This window comes from Sinorhizobium sp. NFACC03 (genome assembly GCF_900103435.1).
Taxonomy (GTDB): Bacteria; Pseudomonadota; Alphaproteobacteria; order Rhizobiales; family Rhizobiaceae; genus Ensifer.
Genome location: NZ_FMXF01000068.1, coordinates 1 through 12,626 on the forward strand (window position 1 = coordinate 1; position 12,626 = coordinate 12,626).

The following is a 12,626-nucleotide window of genomic DNA, read 5'->3' on the forward strand; positions in this document are numbered from 1 at the left end:
CTTTCTCCTCTTTGAGCTGGTTGGCAAGCGGGGCGTCGGTGCCCGGTCTTGGCTGGTCTGGGGTGAACTGGTTTGGTGAAAACAGGTGTAACCGACCGGGCTGTGCTGCTGAATTGCAATAATGATTTCGATTGAATTGCGTAAAATGAAACAAAGGTTGGGTTGGTTGAGCCCCGAACTCCGTCCATTGATCTCTCGGATGCCAGGGCGGGCGGGTCGCGGTTGCTGGCTGGTCCTGGCCCTTGGATGCCGGGGCAAGTCCAGAGAGGCACCCGCGCAACGTCCCATCTGATCAACCCGGGTGAATCATGTCACGCGCATAGGCAAGTCCGATCCCGTATCCGCCCGCATGCGCTTCTACGATCGCCCGGGCACCATCGTAGGTCTCCTTGCGCGTCCAGTCCCGCTGAAGTTCGAGGAGAAGCTGCAGCCAGGACGTCATCGTCGCGCCTGCCTTCTCCATCCTTCGCAGCGCAAGGGCGTGGCTCTCCGCGGTGATGCCGCCGCATGTGTCGGCTACGACGAAGACCTCATAACCATCAGCAAGCGCGGAAAGAACGGGGAAGGAGACGCATGCTTCGGTCAAGAGACCGGAGACGACGAGCTTGCGGCGGCCGGTTTTGGCGACCGCGTTACGAACGCCGTCGTCCTCCCAGGCATTCATGTTGCGCCGCTCGATCACCGGAACGTCCGGGATGACGCTCCTGATCATCGGCATCAGGGGGCCGCTATAGACCTTGGATGCGGAGGTCGACACGACGATCGGCAGGTTGAAGGCGCGCGCAGTTTTGGCAAGAGCCACTGTGTTTCCGACCAGCAACTGGCGATCGCCGGATCCCACGCCGAAGGCGAGTCCAGCCTGCTGGTCGACGATCAGGAGCAATGGCTCGTCGGGTGTCAGAAGGGGAATGGGCGTCATTTCTTTTACTCCAGGGAATAGCTGACAGCTGGAAAAGATAGCGGTCCGGCTTGCCGGCGGCTTGAACGCAAAGGCGGCATTTTGCCGAAAGCACCTGGATTTGCTCGGCTGTGACCGCGTTCGTCGACGCACGCCCACGCGGTCAGGCGCATGGCCGCTTCCCGCTTCGCTGCGCAAGATCAAACCCGCACTTCGCGCGTGGTCTTTGGGGCGAGCCACGTCTTGCCCCGGCGAAGTGGCTAGCGCTGTCCCCGCGATGACCTTGGCGTGCGCCGCGTGCATGCGAATCCGGGTCTTCACGGGAAGCAAACCTCTGTTTGAGTCCCCGATAAAAAAGCACTCCTTCATGCTCTTGACACTGTGCAATCGATTGCCTTAAAAGATGTGCAATCGATTGCACAGTTGGAGAGATCCCATGGACGCAGCAGAGACGAAGGCTAGGCCCACCCACGTTATCGAAAATCAGGCGGAGGTGACGGGAGTGGTGCTCGACGCGATGTCGCGAGCGACCAACGTCCGCCTCAGGGAAATCATGGAATCGCTCGTCAAGCATCTGCATGCCTTCGCCCGCGAAGTTCGCCTCAGCGAGGATGAATTCGAGCAGGGGATCGATTTCCTCAACCGGATAGGGCAGGCGACCAACGACGCTCACAATGAGGGCGTGTTGTTCTCCGATGCGCTCGGCTTTTCCACCCTGGTCTGCCTGCTGAACAACGGCCAGAACGGCGCGACGGAAACCGCCGCGGCGTTGCTCGGGCCCTTCTGGCGGATGCATGCGCCGTCGACCGAAAACGGTGGTTCGATCATCCGCTCGCAGACGCCCGGCCCGGCCCTCTTCGCTGAATGCCGCATCACCGATCCCGACGGCAAGCCGATCGAAGGCGTCGAGATCGACGTCTGGCAGGCGTCTCCGGCCGGCCTTTACGAGAACCAGGACCCGGACCAGGCAAACATGAACCTGCGCGGCAAATTCCGGACCGATGCGCAGGGTCGCATTTCTTTCCGCTCGGTGAAGCCCGCGGGCTATCCGGTGCCGACCGACGGGCCGGTGGGCGAGTTGCTGCGCGCGCAACTCCGCCATCCCTACCGCCCGGCGCACCTGCATTTCCTCTGCTTCAAGCCGGGCTACAAAACCCTCATCACCCAGATATTCGTCGATGACGACGAGCATCTGGAAAGCGATGTGGTGTTCGGCGTCACCCGCCACCTGATCGGCGATTTCACGCAAGGCGCCGGCGCGCCGCCGGCTGCCGATGTGACCGGCCCCTGGTACCGGCTTGCCTATGAATTCGTGATGGAATGCGGCGAAGCCAAGCTTCCAGCTCCGCCGATCCGCTGACCCCAACATAAAAAAACGGATGTATCTCATGTCGAACACAGAACAGCTGAAACGCGAAACCTATCCCCGTTCGCTCGAAGGCAAGGTTGCACTCGTCGTCGGTGGCGCCGGCGCCATCGGCGCCGCAACCAGCCGCATGCTCGCAGCGGCAGGAGCGACGATCGTCGTCACGCATATGGACACGGAGCGTGATACGCTGGCGGCCGAAGCGTTGATCAAGGAACTCGGCGCGCCTCACGCCGCCTATGTGGCGAATGTCGTCGACACGGCTTCGCTCATCGCGCTTCGCACGACGCTTGAACAGAAACACGGCCGCCTCGACATCCTGGTCAATGCCGCCGGTTTCACCAAGCCCGTCCCGCATGCCGACCTCGATGGGCTCACCGACGAACTCATCGACCTCATGTTGCAAGTCAACTGGCGCGGCCAGTTCGCGACCATCCGTACCTTTGCGCCGCTGCTGAAGGCATCTGGCGACGGACTGGTCGTGTCAATCTCCTCGATCGCGTCCTTCACCGCTGTCGGTTCATCCATCGCCTATTGTGCGGCGAAGGCCGGCATCGACGTCATGACCAAGGCTTTGGCGCGGGCGCTTGCGCCGGAAATCCGGGTGCTGGCGGTCTCGCCGGGCGTCGTCGATACCGAATTTGTTCCGGGCCGCGGCGCCGACTTTAACGACAAGGTCAAGGCCTCGACGCCGCTGAAGCGCATCGGCACCGCCGAAGACATTGCCGCGGCGATCACCGCCTGCGCCACCATGCTCCGCTACTCTACCGGGCATATCATCCAAGTCGACGGCGGCCGGGCGCTGTAGCCAGGTAAAGGAGAGGAAACCATGACACGCGCACCGCTGCCGAAAGTGTTTATCACCTGCGCGATCACCGGCAATATTACCCAGCCGGAGCAGACGCCGCATTTGCCGATCACGCCAAAACAGATTGCCGATTCCGCGCTGGAAGCGGCAGATGCCGGGGCGGCTATCGCCCATATCCACGTCCGCGATCCCAAGACCGGGCGGCCGTCGATGGAACTTGATCTTTACCGCGAGGTGCTCGATCGCATCCGTGCGAAGAATTCCGAGCTGATCATCAACCTGACAACGGGGCCGGGCGGCCGCTTCGTACCGTCAGAGCATGATCCGAAGATCGCGGGCGAGGGCACGACGCTGATGGTGCCGGAGCGCCGCGTCGAGCATATCGTCGCGCTGAAACCCGATATCTGCACGCTCGATCTCAACACTATGAATTCGGGCGGACAGGTAGTCATCAACACGCCGACCAATATCCGCCGCATGGCGAAGGTGATCGCTGACGCTGGCGTCAAGCCAGAGATCGAGCTGTTCGATTCCGGCGATATCGCCCTGCTTCATGACCTGATCGCCGACGGCACGTTCAAGGGACCGCTCCTGACTTCCTACGTGATGGGCGTGAAGTACGGCTTCCAGCCGTCGCCGGAGACCGTACTCTATGCCCGCGGGCTACTGCCGGCCGACGCCGCCTTCACCGCCATCGGCATCGGCCGCTCGGCCTTCCAGATGGTCGCCCAGTCCTATCTGGCCGGCGGCCATGTCCGGGTCGGGCTCGAAGACGCCGTCTATATCGAACGCGGCGTGCTTGCGCCCTCCAATGCGACCCTCGTCGAGAAAGCGCGCCGCATCGCCGAAGATCTGGGGGCCCAGATCGCCAATCCATCCGAAGCGCGCCGCATTCTCGGCTTGCGCGAAGCTGCGTGACAGGAGGCCTTGATGATGAACAACGAAGATTTGAACATTAAGGCGGCAACGACGGTGCGGGGCCTGCGTCTCCATGCCAAGGCGCCGAGCTACGACGCGATCGAGCTCCCCATCGAGACGCATCCGCTTCGGCCTCTTCGGCCAGGCGAGGTGCTCGTCGAAATCCATGCGGCGGCCGTCAATCCCTCCGATGCCAAGGCGGCAACCGGCTTGATGCCCTATGCGGTGTTTCCGCGAACGCCTGGCCGCGATTTCGCGGGCCAGGTGGTGGCGGGGCCCCAGGAGCTGATTGGAAAGCGTGTCTTCGGTTCGTCCGGTGACCTCGGCATCCGGCTGGACGGTGCGCAGGCGAGCCACATGATCGTCGAGGCCGACGCCGTCGTCGAAGTTCCCGACGGCATCGACATCAAGGCGGCCGCAGGGATCGGCGTGCCCTTCGTCACGGCCTGGCAGGGTCTGCAACGGGCCGGATTGCCCGCAGCCGGCGAGACCGTGCTCATTCTCGGCCTCAACGGCAAGGTCGGGCAGGCGGCGGCCCAGATCGCAACCTGGCGAGGGGCGCGCGTCATCGGCGTCGTGCGCCGGGACGAGGCCTATCAGGGGCACGCCAATGCGCCGATCGAGGTCATTGCCGCCGACAAGACGGATGTGCCGGCGCGAGTTCGCGAACTGACCGACGGAAAGGGCGCCGATATCGTCTACAACACGGTCGGCGACCCGTTCTACGGGATCGGCCAGAAGTCGCTTGCGGTGCGGGGCCGGGCGATCTTCATCTCGGCGATCGACCGTTTCGTCAACTTTGACCTGCTTGCCTTCTACAAGGGGCAGCACACCTATGTCGGCATCGACACGATTTCGCTGAACTCGGTCGAGACGGGCGCGATTCTCAAACAAATGGCGCCGGGCCTTGCCGCCGGCAAGCTCAAGCCGTTTCCCATTGTAGAAACCGCGATCTATTCGTTCGAAAACGCTCACGAAGCCTATCAGGCCGTCATGGCGTCCTCGCGCGACCGCATCGTGCTCGTTCCGGGAGCGTGAGGCCGTGCACGTGGTCAAGTTCACGGACGCTCCACCCTACCAGGCGCCGGGCCACGACAAGATGAGGACGGTTCGCCTGCAGGGTCTCGAGGCCGGGCCGTCCGATACGGCCTGGCTCGGAGTGTCGACGTTGGAGCCCGGCGGCGGCACGACCCTTAGCAGTTCGCCCGTCGAAAAACTCTACGTCGTTCTCGACGGCAAGGTCACGGTTTCGAACGGCAACGAGGAGGTCGTTCTGGAGCCATGGGATTCCTGCCGCATTGCACCGGCGGAAAGCCGGAAGCTCTATAATGCGACGGACCGGCCGGCAACGATCCTCTTGGTGATGCCGACTACCCAGCCGCCGTAAGGCAAGCGGCCGCTATCTCGAAAATTCGATGCCAGTTCACGTGACGGGTTGCCCGTCGCGGCAATCCTGCTCGTTCCGAAGGGAGGACCTTTCATGACGCATGCTTCCACCACGCCAAAGCCGCGCAAGCCTTGGTATCAGATACTCTACATACAGGTTCTGATCGGCATCGCGATCGCGATCGTCTTTGGTCATTTCTGGCCCGAAACGGCCATCGAGATGAAGCCCCTTGGGGACACCTTCATCAAATTGATCAAGATGGTGATCGCGCTCGTCATCTTCTGTACCGTGGTCTCGGGCATTGCGGGCATGAACGACCTGAAGAAGGTCGGCCGCGTCGGCGGCAAGGCCCTTCTCTATTTCGAGGTCGTCTCGACTCTGGCGCTCGCCATCGGCATGGTGATCGGTAACGTGCTCACGCCCGGCGCCGGCTTCAACGCCGACCCCGCCACCCTCGATACCGACGCCGTCAATGTCTATGCCGGCAAGGCGGCGGAGCAATCCGTCACCGAATTCCTCATGAACATCGTGCCGAAGACCGTGGTCGACGCTTTCGCGCAGGGCGATATCCTGCCCGTCGTGCTGATCTCGGTTCTGTTCGGCTATGTCCTGTCGCATCTCGGCGATCGCGCGAAGCCGATCCGCGATGTCATCGAGGCCGGTTCGCATCTCGTGTTCGGTGCCATCAATGCGATCATGCGCCTCGCCCCCATCGGCGCGTTCGGCGCGATGGCCTTCACCATCGGCAAATACGGCGTGTCGTCGCTCGGACCGCTGGCCTTCCTGATCGGCACCTTCTATCTCACCAGCATCATCTTCGTGCTTGGTGTCCTCGGTCTGATCTCCTGGTGGACCGGGTTCAGCATCATCAAGTTCCTGGCCTATATCAAGGAAGAGATCCTGATCGTGCTCGGCACCTCGTCGTCCGACTCAGCGCTGCCGAGCCTCATGGAAAAGTTGGCGAATGCCGGTGTGGCCAAACCCGTCGTCGGTCTGGTCGTGCCGACCGGTTACGTATTCAACACCGACGGGTCGTCCATCTACATGACGCTCGCAGCCCTGTTTGTCGCGCAGGCGACCAATACGGACCTTTCGCTCAGTCAGCAGTTGGCAATCTTCGGGGTCGCCATGCTCACCTCCAAGGGTGCATCGGGCGTCACCGGCGCCTCGTTCATCGCCCTTGTCGGCACGCTTTCGGTGGTGCCGGCAATCCCGGTGGCCGGCATGGCGCTCATCCTCGGCATCGATCGCTTCATGAGCGAGGCACGCGCCCTCGTCAACATGATCGGTAACGGCGTTGCGGCGATCGTCATGGCGAAGTGGGAGGGCGAACTCGACGAGGCCCGTCTCCAGGCGGCGCTTGCCGGCAGCCCGCTCGCCGATACCGAGGCCGTCGACGACCTGGATGTCATTGCGACCCCGGAACTCGCCTCGAAGTTCTGACGGCGGTGGGGCCGCGGCGACGGCGGCCCCACGCACCGGACCACAGTTACCATGGGAGTGTGAAATGGCCCTCTACGATCTCCAAGACCGCAAGCCGGTGCTGGATGAAGACTTCGGATGGATCGCGCCGGATGCTCGGGTCATCGGCAGGATCCGCGTCCGAAAGGATGCCAGTGTGTGGTTCGGCGCGGTCTTGCGCGGCGACAACGAACTGATCGACGTCGGCGCCCGCAGCAATGTGCAGGACGGCGCGATCCTCCATACCGATCCGGGTTTTCCCCTGGTGATCGGCGAGGACTGCACCATCGGCCATGGCGCCATCCTGCATGGCTGCACGATCGGAAACGGCTCGCTCATCGGCATGGGGGCGATCGTCATGAATGGCGCTGAGATCGGCGAAGGCTCGCTCGTCGGGGCGGGCGCCATGGTCACGGAAGGCAAGTCGTTCCCGCCCGGCTCGATGATCCTCGGCTCGCCGGCAAAGCTTGTGAAGACGCTTTCGGCCAAGGAATCCGAACGTCTGAAGTCATCCGCTGGGCGCTACGTCCGCAACGCGATCCGGTATCGCGACCATCTCGCCTCAAACGGCTAGCGGCAGCGCCGCTTATCGACAAGGGAGTACATCCGTGAAGAAGGTAATGAGCAGCGCGACCGAGGCCTTGGCCGGTCGCCTCAAGAACGGCATGACGATCCTCTCGGGTGGCTTCGGCCTGAGCGGCATCCCGGAAGCCCTGATCCTGGCGATCCGCGAATCCGGCGTGACCGGCCTGACCGTGATCTCCAACAATGCCGGCGTCGACGGGATCGGTCTCGGCGTCCTCCTCGACTCGCGCCAGATCCGCAAGATGGTCTCGTCCTATGTCGGCGAGAACAAGACCTTTGCACAGCAGTACCTATCGGGCGAACTCGAACTCGAGTTCACCCCGCAGGGGACGCTTGCGGAGCGCATCCGCGCCGGCGGGGCCGGCATCCCGGCCTTCTACACGCGCACAGGGGTCGGCACCATCGTCGCAGACGGTAAAGAGACCCGCGAATTCGGCGGCGAGACCTATGTCATGGAAAAGGGTCTGCGCGGTGATCTCGCCATCGTGCATGCCTGGCAGGGCGATAGCGAAGGGAACCTGATCTATCGCTACACGGCCCGCAACTTCAACCCGATGATGGCTACCGCGGCAGACTTCACGGTCGCTGAGGTCGAGCAACTTGTGGCGGCTGGCGATCTGAACCCCGACGGGATCCATACCCCCGGCATCTATGTCGACCGCGTCGTGCATGTCGCCAATCCCGAAAAACGCATCGAACAACGCACGACCAGACCGCGGACCGCGGCATAGGAGGACTGACCGATGGCATGGACTCGCGATCAGATGGCGGCGCGCGCCGCTAAAGAACTGCAGGACGGTTTCTACGTCAATCTCGGCATCGGCATTCCCACGCTGGTCGCCAATCACATTGCACCCGGCATCAGCGTGCAACTGCAATCCGAGAACGGAATGCTCGGCATGGGGCCATTCCCCTTCGAGGGCGATGAGGACGGCGACCTGATCAACGCCGGCAAGCAGACCATCACCGCGCTGCCGACGACCAGCTTCTTCTCGTCTGCCGACAGCTTCGCCATGATCCGCGGCGGGCATATCGACATCTCGATCCTCGGCGCCATGGAGGTGGCGGCCAATGGCGATCTCGCCAACTGGATGATCCCGGGCAAGATGGTCAAGGGCATGGGTGGGGCGATGGACCTGGTGGCCGGCGTCAAGCGCGTCGTGGTGGTTATGGAGCATGTCGCAAAGGACAAGACGGGCTCCATTCAACCAAAGCTGGTCCCGCATTGTTCGCTGCCCCTGACGGGCAAGGGCGTCGTCGGTCTCGTCATCACGGACCTCGGCGTCTTCAAGCCACTGCGCGATGCCGCTGCATTCGAGGTTCTCGAACTTGCCGATGCCCTGACGATCGAAGACGTCAGAGCCACCACCGGCACTGAGATCGTCGTTTCATCGCGGCTCGCCGTGAGCGCCTGACCCGCGCTTGAACTTGCCGGTGCAACCGCGACCGGTGCCGCGGTTTTCCAACTATAAGCATCGCTAGCGGCTCGCGCTGCCGATCGTATTCATATTGGCGAAGGGAACGAACTCATGTCGTCGAAGGCTGCAGGCTTTGACGAACGTCAGCCAGGATTGCGCTGCTCGGCCGCCTGCACCGGTGTAAGCGGGGGCTGCTTGCGCCACCGCCCAAGACGGCCTTCGTCGTGACCGGCGGCAAAGAGCTGTTGCATGTAGCTTCGATCAAATTCTGATTTCGGGCTCAGTGTGAACTGATCAGGGATCGATGCGTAATAAAGCTGACCGCGGGCGGCCGTCGTCTGAATCTGCAGGCGCATCAGATCGGAAATCGCCTGATATTTGATCAACGTTTCGATCGAACGGCGGGCGATACCGAGCGCTGTTTCTTCGGTCGCGGCGTACTCGGGCGTCAATCGCCCGTTGCGGATCAGATAGAGTGTTCGCGAACGGGCATGACCAAAGTAGCGCCTCTCATATCCGGAGAGCTCTATATTGGGAGGGGCGAAGAAGAGCTGCGCCACTGTCCCGCCGTCGACATGCAATTCCTGCCTGGCTTGACCGTCCAGACTTACATCGATCCGAACCGGTGGGAACACCGCAGGTATGGCCGCAGACGCCAACAGGACGTCGATCATGTGTTCTCGACGATCGGTGCGCGTGCTGGCGGCGATCGCGGACAGATCCCAGACAACAGGACGCTGGGCATCAATATTGGTGGTTTGGATCAGTAAACGTCGGCCGATGCGGTACTGCGCCGCAATTTCTGCGACCATTTCTTCGGTGAGATAGCGACCGATCAATTGCCGCAACGGCCCATTATCGTAGAGACCACGGCCCATCACGCCGAGCAGGCCCAGATTTCTATAGATATCGCGGTCACCATACTGAGTGAAGACTTCACGCAATTCCCGGTCGTGGGACGGCCCAAGGAAGGCAAAGGGGGCCGCCAAGGCGCCTGTGCTGACGCCAGTCACGACCTCGAATTGCGGTCGATTGCCCCTCTCGCTCCAGCCCGTCAGGTATCCGGCGGCAAACGCACCGTCAGCGCCTCCGCCCGAAATGGCAAGAAAGTCGACATGATTGACGGCGGTGGACGGGCGACGCCCTGAGCGAGTCGCATCGCGTGTCTGCGTGTACTGTTGCGCAATGAGCGAACGTAGAGTGGGCGTGACCTCGTCTCCCCAGAAGCGGGCAAGGTCCACCTGTTCGATTTGCACAGCCGAAGCCTGTTCTGCCGGAACCGAGATACGCTCAGGCCCGGCGACACATGCCGTCAGTAGACCGGATGCAAAAAGGAGCGGCATGATTGAGGATCGAAAACCCTGAATGCGCGTAAAAATGGTCGCTGACAACGACATCGCCCTCCGATCCCCCATCCTTTTACTCCATCCTTTGCTTGCGCCGATTTCAGTCGCGTTCGCCGCCTTCACGCGGGCTTGCCGGATATAGTCGGCGGCGTATCGTTACGGTGATCGCCAGCAACATTGCGATCAATTCCAAAGCATGGGAGGCGAACGTGCCGCTTGCGAGCACGAGCGCCGCCACGATCAAGAGAAGCCAGTGCATCGAGCCATGTTTGGACGCCCGGTCGCGAACCAGCCAGAGGGCGGTCAGGTACATCGCGATCGGTATGCAAAAGGCGAGCGCGGCAAGCTGTAGCGAAACAGTCCCGTCGCGGGCGACGCTAAGAAACACCGCAAAGCCGGCGGCCGTCGCCGCTCCCGCGGCGAAAAGCAGACAATGTCCGTAGGCCCAGGTCAGAACGGTGCCAAGTTTGCGGCTGAGCAGCTGTTCGTTGCGGTCAAAGTATAGTCCCCACATCGAAAACGCGATGATGGAGCACAGGGCCGCCCACCAGAAATGCCTCAATTCTGGGGTCGCCGGATCCGAGACAATCAAGGCGATGGCGGCAAAACATTCGCCAAGGACGATGATATTGAACGAGTTGTAGCGATCGATGATGTGACCGTGATGCCAGTTGCTGGCGGTCCCGCGCTCGGCCAGCAGCGGTACGGCCAGCTCGCCAGCGGCGCCGAGCGCAAAGAGCGGAAAGTAAAGCGGCGCTTCAGGGGAAAGTGTGATGATCAGGGTGTTCCAGTAGACCTGCATGCCGCCGATCCCGGCCGCGTAGCGCAGGGCGGCCGGGCGGGCATGCCGATCCCCGTTCGCCGCGCCGAGCCAAAGGGCGATCATGCCCAGTCGCATGATGCTGAAACCGATGAGGACGAGCCAATGCGGCTCATCGCCGAGGCCGCTCCGGATCCCTCCGGCAAGGGTAAGCGATCCGAACATGATGAGCATCGTCACCACACGGAAGGCGGCCGACTTGTTGTCATAGCCCGAGGCGAACCATGTGTAGTTCGCCCAGGCCAGCCAGGCCATGAAAAAGCTGCACGCAAACCGGACGACGCCGGCCCCGAATTCGCCGGCTTCGATGTCCTGCGCCAGTCCATGGGCGGCGGCGGCCACAGCCACGACGGTGGCAAGATCGAACATCAGTTCGAGTGAGGTCGCGCTGCGGTTGACCTCGTCGCGATCGCGCGGGGGCAGGCTGAAAGCGGCTATCGCGGACAAGGCTGGCCTCCCTTCGAGATCACGCTTGGAGGCGGCAAAACGACGGCGGCCATCGTTCAGCCCGGCTTCTTCGTGTTTTGCGGTGAATAGAAAAGGCCGACCAGGAGCAGCAAGAGAGCCGGGAAGAGCATTCCCGCAACGCCCACCGTGACTTGCGCAAACGCGCCGCCAGCACACCCCATCACAAAGCCGAGCACGAGGATGATCGACGTCAGCGACTGCCCCGACTCTTCCGGCTTCTCGGTATAGCCGATGAGGCGACGGGCAGCAGCGACTGCGAGGCCGGCGATGTTGCCCGTCATGAGCGAAAACGGTGGGCCGAGCCTTGGGTCGAGACGCTCGATCGCCGTCAGCATCCCCATCGCGACGACGGCGAGAATGGCGCATGCGGATGCCGGACCGGCATCGAAGATCGCAAGAAGGGCGGCCGTTGCAAACGCGGCCGCGGCGATGATGAGCGTCCAGAATGTCGCGCGCTCGAGAGGCTTGATCCAGGCGACGAGGACGGCGGCCAGGCCCGCGCCCACCATGAAGAGCGGGAAGGTCATGATCTGAAGATCGCGCAAGCCGCCTTTTTCGTGACCGACCAGTCCGAGCCCGAGGAGCACGACATTGCCGGTAACCAGCCCGACGAAAAGGCCGCCCAAGTGAATGAAGAAGAGTGCGTCAGCGAACCCGGAAATGAACGCCAGTGCCAGTGAATTGCTTTTCCCGCGAAGTATGTTCAGCATCGTATGCCGCTACCCCCTATTGCTTGAGCCCTGGCGACATTCTCGATTGCAGCGATAACGAAACCGTCGACGCTGGTGTCACCTGGCATGGCGTGAAGCGAGCTCTGATCCCGCGGTGCGCCCATGAAAACGAGTCTTGACAGGACGAGGCGGGTCCCTGGTCCGTCTGCGCGACAAACCAGGGGACCCAGTGATGCTCACTTCGCCGGGTTCGGGCCGATCGTCTTGCCGTGGCTGACGCGTTCGTCACCCTTGTGAACCATGGTGACGGCGTAATCGATGCCCATGCCGTAGGCGCCGGAGTGGTCCTTCACCAGTGCGGTGACGGCATTGTAGGTTTCCTTGCGGGCCCAGTCGCGCTGCCATTCGAGCAGGACCTGCTGCCAGGTCACCGGGATGACGCCGGCCTGGACCATGCGGTCCATGGCGTATTTGTGCGCA

The 12,626-nt window shown here is 62.4% G+C and carries 13 protein-coding genes and 1 pseudogene; 9 read left to right on the plus strand and 5 right to left on the minus strand.

Features of this window, described 5'->3' with window-relative positions; translation table 11 throughout:
• Positions 1-292: 292 nt before the first annotated feature.
• Positions 293-919, minus strand: a complete 627-nt coding sequence (locus BLU35_RS34520) for a hydrolase (RefSeq protein WP_093236490.1) — start codon at positions 917-919, stop codon at positions 293-295.
• A 415-nt stretch (positions 920-1,334) separates the two neighbouring features.
• Between BLU35_RS34520 and BLU35_RS34525 the strand changes: the two genes are divergently transcribed.
• The 9 genes from BLU35_RS34525 (at position 1,335) to BLU35_RS34565 (ending at position 8,838) form a co-directional block, all read left to right on the plus strand.
• On the plus strand, positions 1,335-2,258 hold the full coding sequence (locus BLU35_RS34525) for a dioxygenase family protein (RefSeq protein WP_093236491.1): 924 nt from the start codon (positions 1,335-1,337) through the stop codon (positions 2,256-2,258).
• A 28-nt stretch (positions 2,259-2,286) separates the two neighbouring features.
• Positions 2,287-3,072 carry an SDR family NAD(P)-dependent oxidoreductase gene (locus tag BLU35_RS34530; protein ID WP_093236501.1) on the plus strand — a complete coding sequence of 262 codons (786 nt, stop codon included), beginning with the start codon at positions 2,287-2,289 and terminating at the stop codon, positions 3,070-3,072.
• A gap of 21 nt (positions 3,073-3,093) precedes the next feature.
• Complete coding sequence (locus BLU35_RS34535; protein ID WP_093236492.1) at positions 3,094-3,990, plus strand: beta-keto acid cleavage family enzyme; 897 nt, start codon at positions 3,094-3,096, stop codon at positions 3,988-3,990.
• A 12-nt stretch (positions 3,991-4,002) separates the two neighbouring features.
• Entirely contained in the window at positions 4,003-5,028 is a 1,026-nt protein-coding gene (locus BLU35_RS34540) for a quinone oxidoreductase family protein (RefSeq protein WP_286161733.1), read from the plus strand.
• A gap of 10 nt (positions 5,029-5,038) precedes the next feature.
• Complete coding sequence (locus BLU35_RS34545; RefSeq protein ID WP_286161734.1) at positions 5,039-5,377, plus strand: cupin domain-containing protein; 339 nt, start codon at positions 5,039-5,041, stop codon at positions 5,375-5,377.
• A gap of 93 nt (positions 5,378-5,470) precedes the next feature.
• Positions 5,471-6,820: a dicarboxylate/amino acid:cation symporter gene (locus BLU35_RS34550; protein WP_093236494.1), complete on the plus strand. Its 1,350-nt coding sequence runs from the start codon at positions 5,471-5,473 to the stop codon at positions 6,818-6,820.
• 64 nt (positions 6,821-6,884) lie between these two features.
• The gene (locus BLU35_RS34555) at positions 6,885-7,412 is read left to right on the plus strand and encodes a gamma carbonic anhydrase family protein (protein WP_093236495.1); all 528 of its coding nucleotides are present in this window, start codon (positions 6,885-6,887) and stop codon (positions 7,410-7,412) included.
• Positions 7,413-7,458: 46 nt separating this feature from the next.
• Positions 7,459-8,154 carry a CoA transferase subunit A gene (locus BLU35_RS34560; RefSeq protein WP_093236496.1) on the plus strand — a complete coding sequence of 232 codons (696 nt, stop codon included), beginning with the start codon at positions 7,459-7,461 and terminating at the stop codon, positions 8,152-8,154.
• 12 nt (positions 8,155-8,166) lie between these two features.
• Positions 8,167-8,838, plus strand: coding sequence for a 3-oxoacid CoA-transferase subunit B (locus tag BLU35_RS34565; protein WP_093236497.1), 672 nt, complete (start codon positions 8,167-8,169; stop codon positions 8,836-8,838).
• 146 nt (positions 8,839-8,984) lie between these two features.
• Here BLU35_RS34565 and BLU35_RS34570 read toward each other — a convergent pair whose 3' ends face one another.
• The 4 genes and pseudogenes from BLU35_RS34570 to BLU35_RS34585 form a co-directional block, all read right to left on the minus strand.
• Positions 8,985-10,232, minus strand: coding sequence for a patatin-like phospholipase family protein (locus tag BLU35_RS34570; protein ID WP_162730477.1), 1,248 nt, complete (start codon positions 10,230-10,232; stop codon positions 8,985-8,987).
• A gap of 55 nt (positions 10,233-10,287) precedes the next feature.
• Positions 10,288-11,454 (minus strand): low temperature requirement protein A, encoded by a 1,167-nt coding sequence (locus BLU35_RS34575; protein WP_093236499.1) that lies wholly within the window; start codon positions 11,452-11,454, stop codon positions 10,288-10,290.
• Positions 11,455-11,510: 56 nt separating this feature from the next.
• Positions 11,511-12,185, minus strand: coding sequence for a DUF1275 family protein (locus tag BLU35_RS34580; protein WP_093236500.1), 675 nt, complete (start codon positions 12,183-12,185; stop codon positions 11,511-11,513).
• A 197-nt stretch (positions 12,186-12,382) separates the two neighbouring features.
• Positions 12,383-12,626, minus strand: a pseudogene (locus BLU35_RS34585) (hydrolase); the annotation flags it as partial.